Here is a 17,419-nt window from a genome sequence, read left to right as displayed (position 1 = left end):
AATTATACTGCAATGGGAATATTTTTGATCTGTGGCCATGTCTCATAATTCTCCACGATCAGATCATCGGTGGTGAATTTATAAAAATCCTTTATCTCCGGATTCAGTTTTACTGTCGGTGCAGGATACGGTTTTCTGGAGATCAGTTCTTTAATTACCGGAATATGACGATCATAAATATGGCAGTCTGCGATCACATGAACAAGCTCTCCGGCTTCCATATCGCAGGCCTGTGCGATCATCATGAGAAGAAGAGAATACTGACACACATTCCAGTTGTTTGCAGCCAGGATATCCTGAGATCTCTGGTTCAGCACCGCATTGAGGACCAGCTTGTCTTTTCCGGGTTCCTTGGTTACATTGAAAGTCATGGAATAGGCACATGGGTAAAGATTCATCTCATGGAGATCCTGATGTACATAAATATTGGTCATGATCCTTCTGCTGTACGGATTGTTCTTAAGATCAAAAAGAACTCTGTCTACCTGATCCATCATTCCCTCTTTATACTGATGCTTCACACCTAACTGATAGCCGTAGGCTTTTCCGATGGAGCCGTTCTCATCTGCCCAGCTGTCCCAGATGTGGCTGTGAAGATCATGGATATTATTGGATTTCTGCTGCCAGATCCATAGAATCTCATCCATGGCACTCTTTAACGCTGTTTTTCTTAAAGTCAGTGCCGGAAATTCCTTCCGGAGATCATAACGGTTCACAACACCAAATCTCTTGATGGTATAAGCCGGAGTTCCATCCTCCCACACAGGACGTACCTTCTCACCCTCTGTGCTGGTTCCGTTTTCTATGACATCTTTGCACATGTCAATGAATATATTATCTGCAAGACTCATTTGTTGATTTCCTCCTGTAATTTTCTTCTGTTCGATCCCGGGCCGCTTTTTTCTTAAAAATGCCCCTGAAATTTATTTCATATTCTAACACATTTCAGCCCTTACTGTCCACTTCCCCTTTAACCTCCTGTCCCATTGTTACTGTTTTGTTACTGTTTTTCCTTTTCCCTGTCCTTTTTCTGTATTTTTCTGGACTTTTCCATGCGGGAGTGCTATATTAAGAGCCATGAAAATACTGATTACATTATTAAAACCTTTTTCTTTTGCACCTGCGATCCTGATGATGTACGTGATCTACTCTTTTTCCGCACAGACCGGAGATGTTTCCGGTGCCCTGAGCTACAAGGTCAGCTATCAGATCGTAGAAACCAGAAACGAAATATTAGCTTCCGACAAAGTCCCGGAACAGCTTTCCCAGGAAGCTGCCGGTATCGAATTTTATGTCCGTAAGGCTGCTCACATGACAGAATACTGCCTGCTGGCCATATCTATTTCATTCCCTCTCTATGTATACGGAGTTCGGGGAGTCTGGCTGATGCTCCTTGCCGGATTTGTATGTGTGGGATTTGCCGGACTGGATGAATACCACCAGTCTTTTGTAGACGCCCGCGGACCTTCCGTAAGGGATGTAGGAATCGACAGCTGCGGAGCAATGATCGGAATTTTGCTGGTGCAGGCATTCTGTTGGTCTACCTTACATACCCCCAGTAGAAAAAAATCTCGAAAAAAACGCAGAAACACGCAGAGACGCAGATAACTGTTTTGCGATCTGCCTGATCAAAAAAACGGAACATACATAAGGATTTTTTCGCCTTATGATGTTCCGTTTTTGCTATTACTAATTGTCATATCTCAGCAGGCATTTTACTCTCACCTGCATCCGGTTTTATTTTTCGTCTTTTTCATCCGGTGCATCATCCAGATTTTCCGTGAGATGCGCCCGCTCCGCAATTGACATTTTTTTCTTTTCCGATATTTCCGGATTTTGAGCAGCATTCTCCGACGCTTTTTTCGCTGCTGCTTCTTCCAGCTCATGTTTCTGTGCGCCAGCCTTTGCAAGATTACGGATTGCCATGATCAGAAGCACTGCTCCGATCACAACAAAAATACCTCCCGCTGCCAGAAATACCACACCAGAATCTTCTGCTCCGCTTATGACACTGGCACAGAGACGATATCCTGTATACACAAGATAGCCTCCGGCAAAGATCCACAGAAGACTGCTTCTTGTGGAAGGATTTCCCTGTCCGGAATTCTTTTCCTCAGCAGTTTCCTGTTGCAGCTCTTCCTTATTTTCACTTTTCTGTTCTTCCATGATGTATTTCTGTCCTTTCTGATATCCTTATATTTCTCTATTTGTCAGATATCTTTTCTCTGTCAGCTTCTGTTTTTTCCTTCTCTTCCGTTTCTTCTTTTACAAGCCTTCCATAAAGCTTTGTCATTTTATAAATCTTCTGAATAATTGTTTCATTGAGCTGGCCTTTTTTCATACGCCACTTCCAGTTGTCACCAAGAGTTGACGGTTCATTGATCCTTGCCTCATTTCCAAGGCAGAGATAATCCTGTACCGGGATCACACAGCGATCTGCAACACTGGACATCGCCGCACGTATCATACTCCACACTGCCGCAGTCTCATGCTTGCCCTCACAGCCAATATAGGCCCTGGCAAAATTCCGGTCATGCTGGCTCAGATTGCGGAACCATCCTTTCGTTGTCTCATTGTCATGAGTACCTGTGTAAACAATGCAATTCCTCTCATATCTGTGCGTCAGATACGGACTGTCCTCATTCTCGTCAAAAGCAAACTGCAATACCTTCATTCCCGGGAATCCGGATTCTTCCACCATCTCGATCACACTGTCTGTAAGGAGACCAAGATCCTCTGCGATCACATCCAGCTTTCCAAGATTCTTTTCAAGCGCACGGAACAGATCCATTCCCGGTCCCTTTTCCCAGTGACCAAACTCCGCAGTTTTATCTCCGTACGGAATGGAATAATACTCATCAAAGCCTCTGAAATGGTCAATCCTTACCACATCATAAAGCTTCATACAATTTGCCATTCGGCGTGTCCACCATGCATAACCTGTTTTCTTGTGATATTCCCAGTCATAAAGCGGATTTCCCCAGAGCTGCCCCGTTGCGGAAAAAGCATCCGGCGGGCATCCGGCAACACCGATCGGAACATTTTCCTCATCAAACTGGAACAATTCCGGCTGTGCCCAGGCATCCGCACTGTCAAACGCAACGTAGATCGGGATGTCTCCGATCATCTCCACTCCCTTGTCATTTGCATAAGCTTTCAGTGCTGTCCACTGTTTAAAAAAGCAGAACTGCTGGAAACAGTAAAATCCCACTTCTTTTGCAAGCTTCTCTCTTTCTTCAGCCAATGCAGCTTTTTCTCTGTTTTTGAGTTCCGCAGGCCATTCGATCCAGCTGATCCCATTCAGACTGTCCTTGATTGCCATATACAGGCTGTAATCTTCCAGCCAGGCAGCATTTTCTTTTACAAACTTCCGGTACTCCTGATCTGTCTCACAGTCATAATTTTCAAAGGCTTTTCTCAAAAGCCGAAATCTGGAATTATAAATCTTCTCATAATCCACATAGCTCTCGTTTGTACCCCAGTCACAGTCCTCACAATCACTTTTATCCAGATATCCCTCTTTTACAAAAGCCTCCAGATCAATAAAATACGGATTTCCCGCAAAGGTAGAAAAAGACTGGTATGGTGAATCTCCATATCCAGTAGGTCCGAGAGGAAGGATCTGCCAGTATTTCTGTCCTGCTCTTGCCAGCTGGTCTACAAACTCATATGCTTCCTCAGAAAAGCATCCGATCCCATATTTCGATGGAAGACTGGATACCGGAAGTAAAATCCCACTTGCTCTCATAATTTACGAATCCTCCTGTTTTCTCAGTAGTTGCGCCCTCTCACAGATGTCTGCAGGAGCACTCAGGTTTATATTATATCACTCTGTCACAGAGCGTTCAAAGTCCTTTTTTGCAGATATATGTAAATATATCATGATAAACCTTTTCCCTGTCTTTCTCATTCAGGATCTCGTGGCGCATTCCCGGATATAATTTTCCCCGGACATCCCGGTATCCTGCACAACGCATGGCACGGACAGCCTTCGCAAACTGTCTCACATTTCCCATGCAGGGATCCTCCGCACCACTGACAAACAGCACCGGCATTTCCGGCTTTGTACACTTCCAGTGCTTCACATCATAGGCTCTTTTCATCAGGTCAAAAAGTGCCAGATATGCATCATCCGTGAAGGTAAATCCACAGTATTCTGAATCCGAATAATCCTGCACAACCTGCGGATCAGAACAGATCCAGGAAAAACGGTTTTTTTCTTTTTTGAAGCGCATTGCATAGCTTCCAAAAGACATCATCTCGATCAGACCCGCACTGTGTTTAGGCCCGAAAACAGTTTTTCCCGCCTTTGCCAGAGCTACTCCAACCGGACGAAATGCATTATAGCTGGGTGAACCGCAGACGATCAGCATATCCATACAGCTGTCATGATGAGCTGCATAGGCACGGACTGCCAGGGATCCCATACTGTGTCCGAAAAGAATCAGCGGAATACCCGGGAAATGATCCTTGATCAAGCAGTTCACCGTATGGATATCCTGCAGCATGGCATCCGCCCCGCCACCGTACATATACCCAAGATCCTCTTTACTGCGTACGCTTTTCCCATGGCCACGGTGATCATGTATCACACTTATATATTTTCGCTCTGCCATATATTCCATAAAAGGAATGTAGCGTTCCTTGTACTCACTCATTCCGTGAACGATCTGTATGATCCCACGGTATTTCTCATTACGTTCCAGATCCGGCACTACTGCCAAGCAGGAAATTTCCAATCCGTCTGCTTTTGAAGGAAATGAATACTGAATTGTCCGTAACATATATTTCACCTCACCTATTCTGCTGCATAAAGCGAGCATTCGCATTCCGCTTTGTCACCTGTACTCAACCACTTTTCTATGTCTTTCAGGTTACTATTCACCGGTAATATTCCTCACGGAGTGAACATTAACACTTTTAGTATATCATAACACAGGGGGTTTCTCAAACAGTAAACCTATGATATAATCGTTACGGTAACACAGAGTGATGCTGTTTGCCCGCAAATGCAAACAGATAGTCTCTGACTTACCCACCCGAAAACCAGAATGACTTATCGTAAGGAGGAATAATGAATACAGAAGACAATAATGATTTTTATGACGACGAGCTCTCCAGATCATTGATCTCCAATGATTTTGAAGACGACACTCCCCACAGAAAGAAAAAAAGCAAAAAGCCTCTCGTGATCTGTCTGATCATCCTTCTGATCGCTGCCGCAGCCGGCGGAACCGCCTGGTATATGATGCAGCGCCATAAACCGGTAGAAGCCACAGAAGAATTTCTCACAGGCATGCAGAACATGGATTTTACCACAATGGAGAACCTTCTCCAGAGTCATGATCTCAGTGCTCTGGATGATGCAGATATCCGGGATTCTGCTTACACAGATTTCTTCACTACCGTCAACAAAAAAATGACCTACAAGATCACCAAAAACAAATTTGACATCCAGAACGGAACTGCCAGGATAACGGTTCACATGAAATATATTGACGGAACCAATATCTATGCAGCAACCATTCAGGAATACACCCGTAAGATTGCTGTCGCAGCCTATGCCGGAAAAGAAATGACACAGGATGATATCCAGGAAATGCTCGCTGCACTTCTTGCCGAAAATGCTTCCACAGCTGATGAGAAATACAGTGAGATCGATATCACCTATCCTCTGATCAAAATCGGCAGTGACTGGAAGATCGTTTCTCTGGATGACACCACAGTCAAAGTTATGTGCGCAAACTTCAAAAGCGTAAAAGACGAGATATCATCCCAGCTTACGGATGACAGCACAGATAGCAGTTCTGCCGCTACTGAGGATTCTTCCACCCCAGGCAACACGGCCTCTGCTGAAGGCACAAGTGCATCCATTGATATTACAACTGACAAATTCTCCGTCCGTTTCAAACAGTTTGCGATTTCAAAAGACTACGGCGGAAATCCCTGTCTGATGATCTACTACGACTATACAAACTCCGGTGATTCCCAGTCCAGTGCATTTGTAGACTTCACCCTGCAGGCTTCTCAGAACGGGGAAGCTCTGGAAGGAACTTATCCGGAAGCCAGCGATGATGCTGTAGATAACTACATGAGCACCATTGATCCCGGAAAGACCGTCACTGTATGCCAGGTATTTCTTCTGAAGGATACTACCAGTGATGTAACGCTTCAGGGCAAAGAAACTCTGAATGTAAGCGGTGGACAGACAACCTCTCAGGTTCTGAAGCTGAAGTAAGATATCTGAATTGCCGGGCGGATATTTACGATCCAAATTCGATAAACCGGAAATTTACATTTTATCTTGCATATGAAAGAAAAACGGAAATTTCTCCTCCATGATTTTTTCATGGCTGGCAGAAATTTCCGTTTTTCTTTTTCTCATTCCTGTGTATATTTTTTTTGATTCTATGAAAAACTATTTCCTGTATAACGAAAGGATGGTGACTTATGTCAAATAAATGTCTGCAGTACTTCACCCTGACCATTGCTGTGGTCGGTGCCATAAACTGGGGTCTGATCGGCTTCTTTAATTTTAATCTGGTAGCATTTCTGTTCGGAAGCATGAGCTGGCTCTCCCGGATCATCTACGGACTTGTAGGCTTATGCGGGCTTTATCTTCTGACCTTCTATACTCTGATCGACCAGGGTGAAACAACTGAATAAGCTACGCAGTAACACATAACACGAAAAATCCTCTGCTGCATAAAAATAAAGCAGAGGATTTTTTCGCAACAAAAAAGAACTCTGATCAACCTCAGAGTTCCGAAGAGCGATAGACGGGGCTCGAACCCGCGGTCTCGACCTTGGCAAGGTCGCGCGTTACCAACTACGCCACTATCGCACAAGCGGGTGATGGGAATCGAACCCACGTATCCAGCTTGGAATCCTGGTGTTCTACCATTGAACTAGACCAGCAGTTATGAGATTATAAATCTTCATCTTTCGATGAGAGCGATAGACGGGGCTCGAACCCGCGGTCTCGACCTTGGCAAGGTCGCGCGTTACCAACTACGCCACTATCGCATAAGCGGGTGATGGGAATCGAACCCACGTATCCAGCTTGGAAGGCTGGTGTTCTACCATTGAACTACACCCGCGCACCGTCGCTTCGGTGATTACCGACTGCTTGACCGCTGCAACGATGATTAGTATATAGCAAGCTGTTTTATTTGTCAACAGTTTTTTGCAATTTTTTTAAACTTTTTTATTTATTGGATTTTTATCAATACTCCCATACATTTGTGGCAGAAACCTGGGCCTTCGGTTTCTTGATCACAAGCTCCGGACTTTTTGCACTGACCTTGGTATTTGCAGGAATGGATTCTGTGATAAAGGTATTACCACCTATAATCGTATTCTCTCCTACAACCGTCTCACCACCGAGCACTGTGGAATTAGAATAGATCGTTACATTATCACGGATCGTCGGATGACGTTTTACATTGGCAAGCTGCTGTCCCTTTCTTGTGGAAAGCGCTCCCAGTGTCACTCCCTGATACAGCTTTACATTATTTCCGATCTCTGTAGTCTCACCTACAACCACACCGGTACCATGATCGATAAAGAAATACTCTCCGATGGTCGCTCCCGGGTTGATATCAATTCCTGTACGGCCGTGTGCATATTCTGACATCACACGTGGGATAAACGGAATTTCTTCTTTATAAAGAATATGAGCCAGACGATATACATAGATTGCAAACAGTCCCGGATAGGAAAAAATAATTTCTTCCTTACTCTTGGCTGCAGGGTCTCCGTCAAAACCAGCCTGCACATCTGTCAGAAGCAGTCTCTGGATCTCAGGAAGCTGCTCAAAAAATCCACATGTGGTTCTGTCTGCACGAGCTGCTGCCTCTTCCGGTTCCTCTCCGTGATAAAGAAGCGCAATCTCGATCTGATTCTTCAATCTGTCATAAATGTCATTCAGTCTGTGTCCCACATAATATTCCGGAAATACGGTAGCACTGGTATCCGTACTGAAATATCCCGGAAATACAATTGATTTCAGATCTCTTACTATATCAATGATCACCGAACGATTCGGCAGCCGTCTGCCGCTCTTCGGCATAAAAAGTTCTTCTGAAGCATAATTCTCAGTAAGCCCCTTCGCTGCTCTGAGAATCGCTGATTTCTTATCGCTCATAATTCCCTCCATTTCTGCACATCCACTTCTGTCTGTACACTTTATCTCATTATCATATTATAGTCCGGAAGATTCGTCAATAATACAAAAAAGAAAAATTTTAAAAAAGATTGACCTTTCTCCGGATACCTTATATAATAATAAAGGTTTTCACGAAAGCTGCTGAAAAGCTCTGAAAACATCCGGAGATGTACCCAAGTGGCTGAAGGGTCCGCACTCGAAATGCGGTAGGTCGGGCAACCGGCGCGAGGGTTCAAATCCCTCCATCTCCGTTTTTCTGCCGATTTATGACAGGAAGAATTTTTATTTATATTTTATTATACAAAAAAGCACTCTCATCTCTTGACAATTGTATATTTTATATGTATAATTGCAACAGTGATGAAAACACAATTTAATATAGGGGATTGGTCAAATGGTATGATAGGGGTCTCCAAAACCTTTGGTGGGAGTTCGATTCTCTCATCCCCTGCTCTTAGGAACGCTGAAAAGCCTTAATTAAGGTTTTCAGCGTTTTTTGTTGTATGACAGAAAAAGTGACCGCCCGGCCTGTGATATTCAACATCTGGGTGATCACTTTTCAATATTTTACTTCTCACTACTTCATATCGTGAAAATCTCTGCACGTATCTACCTGCGCTTATTTCTCCAGATTATCCGGTCCAAATCCAAATGGCAATAGTTCCTTTAATGTGAAGATATCATATTTATCTCTGCTGACTGCCAGTATGATCTGAAAGGTTTCCGGATCACAGAACTCCATCATAACCTGTCTGCATACTCCGCAGGGTGCTGCATACTCTGTAGGAACACCATCCTTGCCGCCAACGATACAGATTGCCTGAAAGTCTCTCACGCCTTCACTGACCGCTTTGAAAAAAGCAGTTCTTTCTGCACAGTTTGTTGGCGTATAGGCAGCATTTTCTATGTTGCACCCGGTATAATAGATGCCATTTTTGGCAAGAAGCACAGCCCCTACATGAAAATGTGAGTATGGCGCATATGAATAGTCCATCTGTCTGATCGCCAGATCGATCATTTCTTCAATCTGTTTCTTTTCCATGATTTTCCCACCTTTCCTGAATCAGGTGCATAACCGTTATTCTTACTTTTTCTGTGTCTGGTAGTCTGCACGGATCAGTTGCCGGATTGCCTGCAATGCAACATGGATTGCCTTATCGGTATCATGTACTACCGGATTTTCCAGCCCAAGTTTTTCTCTTTCCTGATTCGCCATTACCAAAAAGCAGGAACCCACTCGCACTTTTAAATAACTCGCCACTACAAAGAGAGCAGCCGATTCCATTTCTGAAGCAAGGCATCCAAGGCGCTTCCATGCTTCCCATTTATTCACCAGTTCATAGCTGACAGGTTTCGTTTCCGGCTCATGCTGACCGTAGAATGCATCTTTACACTGTACCACACCTGTGTGGAATTCACAGCCTTCTTTTTTGGCTCCTTCCACAAGTGCATTGATCACTTCCAGATTTGCCACAGCAGGAAACTCGATAGGTGCATACTCTTTGCTGGTACCTTCCATACGGATCGCACCGGTTGCAACAACAATGTCTCCGCTCTTTACTTCCGGCTGCATTCCACCGCAGGTTCCGATCCTGACAAATGTATCCGTTCCGCATCGATAAAGTTCTTCCATTGCGATCGAAGCGGACGGTCCGCCGATTCCGGTGGATGTCACACTTACCTTCACTCCATCCAGTGTTCCGGTATATGTTACATATTCCCGGTTATCTGCTACAAGAACCGGATCGTCAAAATACTGTGCGATCTTTTTACAGCGTTTCGGATCTCCCGGCAGGATAACGTAACGTCCTACTTCTCCTTTTGCCACCTGAATGTGATACTGTCTGCTTGCATCTTCTGAATAATTTTTCATATCCGTTTCCTCCTTTTCCAGCTAATGATTTTCCCCGTTTTTCTGTCTCTTCCGGACAAAAAAAGGACTGCACTTTCATACAATCCAGTCCCTTATTCTTTTATTTCAGCTTTCCTTACACACATCAACCCAGCCTTCAGCTCCGGATATCTGTTCCAGTTCTTCGATGGAAAGCTTCACTGCGCTGTGGTCATCTCCTGCTGCCGGATAAACGATGTCAAACTGCCGCAGGCTCTCATCCAGATATACATTCACGCCTTCGTTGATTCCGAACGGGCAGACGCCTCCAGGTGCATGTCCGATACAGGTTTCTACCTGCTCAAACGGAATCATCTTTGCTTTTACGTGAAAGGCATCCTTATATTTCCGGTTGTCGATCTTTGCGGTTCCCTCCGTCAGTATCAGTACCGGCTGGTCATCCCGAAGAAACGACATGGTCTTTGCGATCATCTCCGGTTCCACACCCAGGGCCTGAGCTGCCTCCACGACGGTCGCCGTAGAATCTTCCAGCCGGATCACATGATCCAGCATTCCTTTGTTTTTCAGATATTCTTCTGCTTTTTCCAGTGACATTTCCTGTACCTCCAAAATATCTATTTTATGTCAAAAATCCCTTGCAAGACCCGTTCATACATTTTGTATTCCGTCCAGCCAGTGTCCTCATAAAACATGTCTTTTGCCTGGACAAAATCTCATCCACATCACATTCAATATTCCACGGTACACCTGCATATCCTTCATTACAGACACTGTTCAGGATCACGCTTGCACAAAGCTGCCCTTCCTCTTCCAGCACAAAAAGTTCTCCTCTGTCAAGACTTTCCTGTAAAAAAGAATCTGTAGGATAAATCCCTTTCTTCCATCCAATCTTATCATTCTGATCACTCATCTCATCAATAAGATCCCAGTAAAACTGTCTGATCCTGTAGAAATCTTCCAGGTTTACCTTCTTAAATAACATCGTTCATTCTTCCTTACATTATAGTCCAGTTTATTCATAAAATATAATGATCTTCTTACAATGCTCACAACGATAAGCATCGATCCGGTCACCATAGATCATTTTCGACAGGCCTTTTTCTGTGTTTAACCGTATGGACTCACCCCTGGTTCTCCATTCCATTCCCGAGTTAAATGAATGGATCTGTCCCTCACTCATCTCTCTTCCGCAATAGGGGCATTTCACCTTCATTTCTTCTGCGTCTACGTTCTCCATCTCCGCGATGATCTTAAGCGCCTGTTCTGCCTCATCACTTCTCACCAGCACATCCACACCGTATATTCCAAATCCCGGAGAACCGTACATCGTAGGATTGCCGCCTGCTTCCTGGGAAAAAGCAGGAATATGATTTTCTTTCAGCAGTTCTACGATCTGCTCTGCTTCAATGATATTCTGTGCATTGTAAACTTTTGTACATTCACTCTTTGATTCCCCGGTGTCTTTCGGTACCGCTTCATGATTCCGCTTGAAAAAACTGCTGATATTCTTCGTACTCATATAATCCTGCCACCTTTCTGTATGCGATCAGCAACTGCCAATCTTCTTTTATTGCATCCATTATAACATAGATTCATTTTCTCCACGACAACAATCTTTCATAACTCCTCTATAAAATTTCAGGGGCCGTCCATGACGAACAGCCCCTGAAATCTTTTTTATTATAAATCAAATATTCACATACCGGAATTTACTTCTTACTGCTCAGAAAGATTCTCCTTGCAGAAAAGTTTAATACAGTTCTCAACCATCTCCTGGTCATACTCTGTAGAAATTCCGGAGCCAAGCCAGTAAGCATAGTCCCCTTTATCATACTGTCCCAGAGCATCAAGATCGCTGTCATAACGTAACTCAATGTGATAGGTGGTATCATTTGTATCCGGTGCAATGTAGAAATAAGTAAACTCACCGGAATCTTTATCATCGCTCTCATACTCATACAGGCCACGTGTCTCTTCCATTCCTGCATAGTAGTATGTATGGGAAAACAGCTCTTTTTTATCTTCATCATATCCTTGCAGTTTTCAAGCCACAGCTGTTTATACTGGTCATCAAGGATTACCGGACACAGTTCCTGATAAGAACCTGTAAGGTCTTTCATAAGCTGTTCGGCATCTGCCTGATTCTCTTCCTCTGTCTTCTGGGTTTCTTCTGTGGAAGTTTCTGTTTTTTCATCTGTGGAATCACTTGCTGCAATATGCCAGATGCATGTCGTTGTAAACCAATTCAATTCCGGGAAATACCTGATACAGGGTAATATTCCCTACCCCACTTTCATTTTCAAGATAAAAACTATTACAGTCCTCATCATCTTCATCTTTATTCTCCAGTTGTCGCAAATCTATCCAAACAGAATTACAATATTCCAGTATCTTCCACGGTTCATTTGTATGGAAATGGATTTTTACCAGATATTGATTAATTTTCATCCCACTGCTTATACTCATCCAACCGCTGGATAAATCCGGAAAATTCCGGAACCGTGAAATCCAGTTCTTTATATCTTACCGGATAAATAATCCCCTTACTGATCAGCTGTGCTCTGGTCGTAGATATGGAACTGACACTTTTGTGAAGATTTTTTGCTACATTTGATATCGTACAGGGCAGCTCTCCACATTTTACCATTGCGAATATAAATTTTTTGTCACTTTCCGCACATCTTTCATACCTGGATCTGAAAAATCCGTCATCCAGCATTTTCAGAAATTCATCAATTCCCTGATCTACGTCAGAATACTCTATGACACTTGAATCCGTTCTTTTATAAACGATCTGACAGAGCTGCTGAATAAAAAATGGATACCCCTTTGTTATCTCCACGATCTTTTTTATCGCATTTTCTGTATAAGATACATGGAATTTCCTGACAGGTTCCTCAATTGCTTTTTTTGACTGCTCATATGTCAGAGAATCAACCTGTTTATACACAAACAGTCTCTCTGAATAAGATTTCTCATCAGAAAGCATTTTATAAATTTTAGGCAGTCCAGCTCCCACGATCATTACCGGATACCCCAGCTGATTGGTCCTGTGTAATGCTGCGATCAACGATCCCAGCTGATTCTGTTTCATATACTGAATTTCATCAATAAAAAAACATATCGGCGTTTCTGTTTTCTGAGCAGTCTCTCCAATTGTTGTAAAAACATCCGTCAGACTCTGCGTTAAGTTATTTGAAAGATATAAATCTCTGTCCTGCAATATAAACAGGCATTAACCCGGCACCAGGTCTGTATGGATTTATCTTAAACATATAAACACCTCCACGTTTAACTGATCATACCAGAAATTATCTTATTCCTATTTTACTGCATCCAGAGGTTTTATTCAACATTCCACCGCATCATATCGCAGAAAAATCCCTATAAGTACCTATATCTTATCCCATATTTCTTCCCATACACTCCCGGAATGCAGCCAGAAGTTTTTTCTCTTCCAGCGGCTTGGTAAGATGCCGATCCATACCGGAAATACGGCTGTTGATGATGTCTTCCGCAAATGCATTGGCACTCATGGCAATGATTGGAATTGTACCGGTATCCCTTCTTCTCATGGAACGGATCTTGCGTGCCGCATCCCAGCCTGTCTGCCATCTTTCTGGCGATGGCAGGGCCAAGGCCTGTTTCTTCATATCTGGATCTGCAGGTTTCATTTTCCTGGGAAAACATCTCAAATACATGAGGAATAAAAGCTTCACTCATGCCAATCCCATTATCAGAACAGGTAAATTCATATACCACATGGTCATGATCTGCTTCTTTTTCCACACACCACACCTGCACACAGCCACCTGGTTCCGTAAATTTCACTGCATTGTCCGCAACTGCTGTCAGAATTCTTTCCAGATAAACCGGATTTCCTTTCAGACCAGTATGCCTCATATCAGATTTTTCCCAGTCTACTACAAACTCAACATTCTTTTCCTCTGCAAGGATCTGTTTACCGGTGTTGGCTCTGCTCAGAAGATCCGCCAGATCAAATGAAAGTTCCTGATCGGAAAATTCCTCAAACTCCAGCTCGATCATACCCATGATCCCATTTACCGGCGTACGGATATCGTGGCTCATATTAGACAGAAATCTGGATTTCAGGGCCACATCTTTCTTTGCCTCCGCTACCTGATGATGTTGATTATTTTTTTATCAGATAAGAATATTTTCGAATCTGATAACGCAACAATTCCCTGATTCGATTACAGATTTCTTCAGAATACATCCCATCAACGGAATCCAGAATGGCATTTACATCCTCAATGTTAAAATTAAAATCTATCTGGGTTCCATATAATTCTTCTGCTGCCTCAAGCTGAATGTCAAAATCCATGCTAAAAGGTTTTGATTCTATTTTTTCCAGGCAAGCCTCGTAGGATAATTCTAGTGGATAGTCCACACTGGTATCTGCAAATATGCAAAGTCCCTGGTCAAATAAAGGGCTGAGCGAATATCTCTGTGTTTTTTCATTATAGATCACAGCAATATTATTGGTATGTCTGTCCTCATTTACAAAAAAAGCATCAATCTCCAACATTGCCGTAATATACTTGCCAAAACCTTCAATCTCAGTTATACGTTCAACCTGTTCTACCATATACTGAATTCTTTCCGTAACTTCTTCAAAATCAGTCAGCCTTATAGCCAGGCTTTCCCCCATATATTGGCGATACAATTTCTCAACTGGAATCAGAATTTCATTCTTTTTTAAAAAATCCTCACTAACACAACCAGATATAACCTGCTCTTTATATTCGATCTGAACCGGTTCATATCTTACAAACGGATAGCTCAATTCACTTCTGTCCAGAAGCTTCGAAACAAGTACCTCTGCCAGGCTCTCATATCCCATATAATCCGCCTTGTACCACAGGTTCTCAATCTTCCATTTACGTTGATCACCTTTTGATGTATGCCCTGTCTTATGCAAAGGAGAATATTTATCAAGTTCAACTTTATCCATAAAAATCATCTCTCCTTTTTTACCATCATGATCCATTGGTGATCCCCTTCCATATATCCATCTGTTTTTTCAATAATCAGAAGTGGATCATAAAAAGGAATTCCTATATCTCTCAGGATTTCTTTTGCATGATCACGTGTCCTGGGAAAACATCTGTCCTCCAGAAAATACTCAAAATCATTCCAGCTTGGATTATCCACAACTCCAAATGCCCTTAATGGTATCTGATCCGTATAATTTTTAATATAAATTTTTTCGTGTAAAAAATCTATATCTATCATCGTGCACAGATAATCCCTGTTCATAAAATACATCCTCATTTTTACATCTGGATCTTCACTGAAATTATGCACACGTTTTATCTGACTGTAGATCGTCTGTCTGGATACATGGTATTTTTTTGCAATTTCTGTAATCTTCACACCCTGTTTCTGCAACGCAAGGATATTCGCAAGCTGTGGATCTGTAAAAGAATTTTTTCTGCCGGCCGGATTCCTGTTTACAGAATTTCCTTTTTTTCTGTAGCATGCTGCATCTTCTGCGATCTGCCTTAACTCTTTAACATCTGTTGTACCAAAAATCGCTCTGATTTGTTCCGTTAAGTCTGGTTCTTTTTCTTTCATATAACCACCTCAGTCTGACTATAACATGTAAAAGAAAGAAGTGTCAAGTTTTTATTTCTTGACACTTCTTTCTTACGCAAATATTAGCTCTGTCAGGTTTTATCAACCATATTCCTTTTGACTTTTCCTGAAATTTATGATACCGTTAGTTAGTGGAATCTAACAGTAAATCAATATCAAGGAGACGTTGCTATGACCCCTGAAGAATATAAAAAACTTTCTGTCAAAGAATTTACACAGGCAGCCAAGATCTATGACAGTGGACACGCCGGCATTTATGAAATGTGCAAGGACGATTATCCGCCGATCCTGGCTGAACTGGAAAAAGAGCCTTTCTGCGATGTTCTGGACTGTGGATGTGGAACTGGCCCGATGATCGAACTTCTTCATGAAAAATATCCGGAGAAACACTACACCGGTCTGGATCTTACTCCTGAGATGATCCATGTGGCCCAGGCCAAGAATCTCTCCAACACGGAATTTCTTGTAGGTGACAGTGAAAATCTGCCCTTTGAGGATGATTCTTTTGATGCCGTTATCTGTGCAAACAGTTTTCATCATTATCCAAATCCCCAGGACTTTTTTAACAGTACCTACCGTGTCCTGCGTAAAGGCGGTCGCCTGATCCTGCGCGACTATACTTCCTCCAACTTCGTTGTCTGGCTTATGAATCATCTGGAGATGCCCTTGGCTAATCTGTTCGGACACGGCGACGTAAAGATACACAAACCTGCAGAATTCATCACCATGGCAGAAAAAGCCGGATTCACAGTACTGACTATGGAAAAGCAGAAAGGCTTCCGCGCACATCTTGTTGCGCGGAAATGATTTATATGTTTCCCAGAAAATCCCGGATCACTTTTACATAATCATCCGCTTTCAAAATCGTAGAAAGATGTCCACCCGAAACATACTGGATTGCAGGATCATGCATCAGCTGTATCAGGTCTTTCTGCATCTTTTCGGAAAAGAAATCCTGCTTCGGAAGTATCAGAAGTATTTTTCCCTTAAGCATTCTAAAATCAGCTTCCGTAACCGGCGTCTGCTTCATCAGATCAGCCAGCAGGCCGGAAATATGCACATCTTTTTCCTGGGTATAATCTTTGAAAATAGTTTCAAACATATCTTTGGCATATGCAAGTTCTTCTTTACTCTCGTTCCGGCTGTGTCCCATTCCGACTTTGATCAGTTTCGGTTTCAGTTTCTCATAATTACAATGTTTCATATAAAATAGCATCAGCGGTGCCAAAAAATATTTCTTCCTGAGACTTTTTATCGTCTCCGCATCCATACCGCCTGTTGAGATCAGAATAAGCCCCCCAGCTTTCCCCGGATACGCCTGCGTATAGATCTGGGCAACCATGCCGCCATCACTTGCACCTATAAAGACCGGCTCTTTAATCCCCAGCCTTTCGAAAAAAACATGCATCCCTTTTACCAGTTCCTGGTTGGTCCGAATCTCCTGGGGATAATTAAAAAGCAGTACCTGATACGTATCAGACAGCGCATCTACATATCGCATCCACATTTCCAGTGTATTCATTCCTCCATTTAACAGTATCAGCGTCTTTCCATCTTTTTTCCCACTCAATACATAATGAAAAGTACTTCCGTCGACTTTTATATCCTTATATGTATGGGTTGCTGCAAATGCTCTCAGTTCTTCTGAATATGACATCTTTTTCCCTCCGTAAGTTTAATTTTCATTATAAATTAGTTTCTTCTAACATATTTTTTTCAAAAAACCGTGCAAACTTCTTTCAGTTCACACGGTTATTCCATTGGCCATAAGCCTTTTGTTC

The 17,419-nt window shown here is 42.8% G+C and carries 21 protein-coding genes and 5 tRNA genes; 6 read left to right on the top strand and 20 right to left on the bottom strand.

Features of this window, described 5'->3' with window-relative positions; translation table 11 throughout:
• Nucleotides 1–2: 2 nt before the first annotated feature.
• Nucleotides 3–851, bottom strand: coding sequence for a thymidylate synthase (gene thyA / locus DWX61_RS06370; protein ID WP_015524333.1), 849 nt, complete (start codon nt 849–851; stop codon nt 3–5).
• Nucleotides 852–1,077: 226 nt separating this feature from the next.
• Here thyA and DWX61_RS06365 point away from each other — a divergent pair, with 226 nt between their 5' ends.
• Nucleotides 1,078–1,608 (top strand): VanZ family protein, encoded by a 531-nt coding sequence (locus tag DWX61_RS06365; RefSeq protein ID WP_118624358.1) that lies wholly within the window; start codon nt 1,078–1,080, stop codon nt 1,606–1,608.
• 129 nt (nt 1,609–1,737) lie between these two features.
• Here the strand turns inward: DWX61_RS06365 and DWX61_RS06360 are convergent, their stop codons facing one another.
• From DWX61_RS06360 to DWX61_RS06350, 3 genes are all read right to left on the bottom strand, one after another.
• Complete coding sequence (locus DWX61_RS06360) at nt 1,738–2,166, bottom strand: hypothetical protein (RefSeq protein ID WP_118624356.1); 429 nt, start codon at nt 2,164–2,166, stop codon at nt 1,738–1,740.
• Nucleotides 2,167–2,203: 37 nt separating this feature from the next.
• On the bottom strand, nt 2,204–3,748 hold the full coding sequence (malQ, locus tag DWX61_RS06355; protein ID WP_118624354.1) for a 4-alpha-glucanotransferase: 1,545 nt from the start codon (nt 3,746–3,748) through the stop codon (nt 2,204–2,206).
• 97 nt (nt 3,749–3,845) lie between these two features.
• Nucleotides 3,846–4,784 (bottom strand): alpha/beta fold hydrolase, encoded by a 939-nt coding sequence (locus tag DWX61_RS06350; protein WP_118514721.1) that lies wholly within the window; start codon nt 4,782–4,784, stop codon nt 3,846–3,848.
• Between the two features lie 290 nt (nt 4,785–5,074).
• Between DWX61_RS06350 and DWX61_RS06345 the strand changes: the two genes are divergently transcribed.
• The gene (locus DWX61_RS06345) at nt 5,075–6,238 is read left to right on the top strand and encodes a DUF5067 domain-containing protein (protein WP_243101168.1); all 1,164 of its coding nucleotides are present in this window, start codon (nt 5,075–5,077) and stop codon (nt 6,236–6,238) included.
• 212 nt (nt 6,239–6,450) lie between these two features.
• Complete coding sequence (locus DWX61_RS06340; protein ID WP_015524323.1) at nt 6,451–6,666, top strand: DUF378 domain-containing protein; 216 nt, start codon at nt 6,451–6,453, stop codon at nt 6,664–6,666.
• Between the two features lie 105 nt (nt 6,667–6,771).
• Here the strand turns inward: DWX61_RS06340 and DWX61_RS06335 are convergent.
• From DWX61_RS06335 to epsC, 4 genes are all read right to left on the bottom strand, one after another.
• Nucleotides 6,772–6,844, bottom strand: a tRNA-Gly gene (locus DWX61_RS06335).
• A 109-nt stretch (nt 6,845–6,953) separates the two neighbouring features.
• A tRNA-Gly gene (locus DWX61_RS06325) sits at nt 6,954–7,026 on the bottom strand.
• A gap of 3 nt (nt 7,027–7,029) precedes the next feature.
• Nucleotides 7,030–7,100, bottom strand: a tRNA-Gly gene (locus DWX61_RS06320).
• A 125-nt stretch (nt 7,101–7,225) separates the two neighbouring features.
• Nucleotides 7,226–8,146, bottom strand: a complete 921-nt coding sequence (epsC, locus tag DWX61_RS06315) for a serine O-acetyltransferase EpsC (protein WP_118624352.1) — start codon at nt 8,144–8,146, stop codon at nt 7,226–7,228.
• Between the two features lie 184 nt (nt 8,147–8,330).
• On the opposite strand from epsC, the gene DWX61_RS06310 reads away from it, so the two are divergent.
• Together DWX61_RS06310 and DWX61_RS06305 are read left to right on the top strand one after the other, a co-directional pair.
• Nucleotides 8,331–8,418, top strand: a tRNA-Ser gene (locus tag DWX61_RS06310).
• A gap of 129 nt (nt 8,419–8,547) precedes the next feature.
• Nucleotides 8,548–8,618 (top strand) — tRNA-Trp (locus DWX61_RS06305).
• 168 nt (nt 8,619–8,786) lie between these two features.
• On the opposite strand, the gene DWX61_RS06300 is transcribed toward DWX61_RS06305, so the two are convergent.
• The 11 genes from DWX61_RS06300 to DWX61_RS06250 form a co-directional block, all read right to left on the bottom strand.
• On the bottom strand, nt 8,787–9,209 hold the full coding sequence (locus DWX61_RS06300; RefSeq protein WP_118514723.1) for a cytidine deaminase: 423 nt from the start codon (nt 9,207–9,209) through the stop codon (nt 8,787–8,789).
• 42 nt (nt 9,210–9,251) lie between these two features.
• On the bottom strand, nt 9,252–10,040 hold the full coding sequence (gene udp, locus DWX61_RS06295) for a uridine phosphorylase (RefSeq protein ID WP_118514725.1): 789 nt from the start codon (nt 10,038–10,040) through the stop codon (nt 9,252–9,254).
• A 105-nt stretch (nt 10,041–10,145) separates the two neighbouring features.
• Entirely contained in the window at nt 10,146–10,613 is a 468-nt protein-coding gene (locus tag DWX61_RS06290) for a YbaK/EbsC family protein (protein ID WP_118514727.1), read from the bottom strand.
• Between the two features lie 25 nt (nt 10,614–10,638).
• Entirely contained in the window at nt 10,639–11,001 is a 363-nt protein-coding gene (locus DWX61_RS06285; RefSeq protein WP_118624350.1) for a hypothetical protein, read from the bottom strand.
• A 30-nt stretch (nt 11,002–11,031) separates the two neighbouring features.
• On the bottom strand, nt 11,032–11,538 hold the full coding sequence (locus DWX61_RS06280) for a PF20097 family protein (protein WP_118624348.1): 507 nt from the start codon (nt 11,536–11,538) through the stop codon (nt 11,032–11,034).
• A 197-nt stretch (nt 11,539–11,735) separates the two neighbouring features.
• A complete protein-coding gene (locus DWX61_RS06275; protein WP_243101169.1) occupies nt 11,736–11,999 on the bottom strand; it encodes a hypothetical protein in 264 nt (87 codons plus the stop codon).
• 222 nt (nt 12,000–12,221) lie between these two features.
• Complete coding sequence (locus tag DWX61_RS06270; protein ID WP_182433964.1) at nt 12,222–12,467, bottom strand: hypothetical protein; 246 nt, start codon at nt 12,465–12,467, stop codon at nt 12,222–12,224.
• The gene (locus DWX61_RS06265; RefSeq protein WP_243119095.1) at nt 12,457–13,113 is read right to left on the bottom strand and encodes a DUF8462 domain-containing protein; all 657 of its coding nucleotides are present in this window, start codon (nt 13,111–13,113) and stop codon (nt 12,457–12,459) included. The genes DWX61_RS06270 and DWX61_RS06265 overlap by 11 nt, the downstream gene beginning before the upstream one ends.
• Nucleotides 13,114–13,403: 290 nt before the next feature.
• Nucleotides 13,404–14,138 carry a sensor histidine kinase gene (locus tag DWX61_RS18905; RefSeq protein ID WP_182433956.1) on the bottom strand — a complete coding sequence of 245 codons (735 nt, stop codon included), beginning with the start codon at nt 14,136–14,138 and terminating at the stop codon, nt 13,404–13,406.
• 34 nt (nt 14,139–14,172) lie between these two features.
• On the bottom strand, nt 14,173–14,994 hold the full coding sequence (locus DWX61_RS06255; RefSeq protein WP_118624573.1) for a HipA domain-containing protein: 822 nt from the start codon (nt 14,992–14,994) through the stop codon (nt 14,173–14,175).
• 5 nt (nt 14,995–14,999) lie between these two features.
• Nucleotides 15,000–15,617 (bottom strand): helix-turn-helix domain-containing protein, encoded by a 618-nt coding sequence (locus DWX61_RS06250; RefSeq protein ID WP_118624344.1) that lies wholly within the window; start codon nt 15,615–15,617, stop codon nt 15,000–15,002.
• Nucleotides 15,618–15,809: 192 nt separating this feature from the next.
• Here DWX61_RS06250 and DWX61_RS06245 point away from each other — a divergent pair, with 192 nt between their 5' ends.
• The gene (locus DWX61_RS06245; RefSeq protein ID WP_118514739.1) at nt 15,810–16,445 is read left to right on the top strand and encodes a class I SAM-dependent methyltransferase; all 636 of its coding nucleotides are present in this window, start codon (nt 15,810–15,812) and stop codon (nt 16,443–16,445) included.
• A 1-nt stretch (nt 16,446) separates the two neighbouring features.
• Here the strand turns inward: DWX61_RS06245 and DWX61_RS06240 are convergent, their stop codons facing one another.
• Entirely contained in the window at nt 16,447–17,295 is an 849-nt protein-coding gene (locus DWX61_RS06240; protein WP_118624342.1) for an alpha/beta fold hydrolase, read from the bottom strand.
• Between the last annotated feature and the right edge of the window lie 124 nt (nt 17,296–17,419).

Origin of the sequence: Ruminococcus sp. AF20-12LB (assembly GCF_003478985.1) — a bacterium.
GTDB lineage: Bacteria > Bacillota > Clostridia > Lachnospirales > Lachnospiraceae > Blautia_A.
This window is presented reverse-complemented; position numbering and strand designations above follow the sequence as displayed.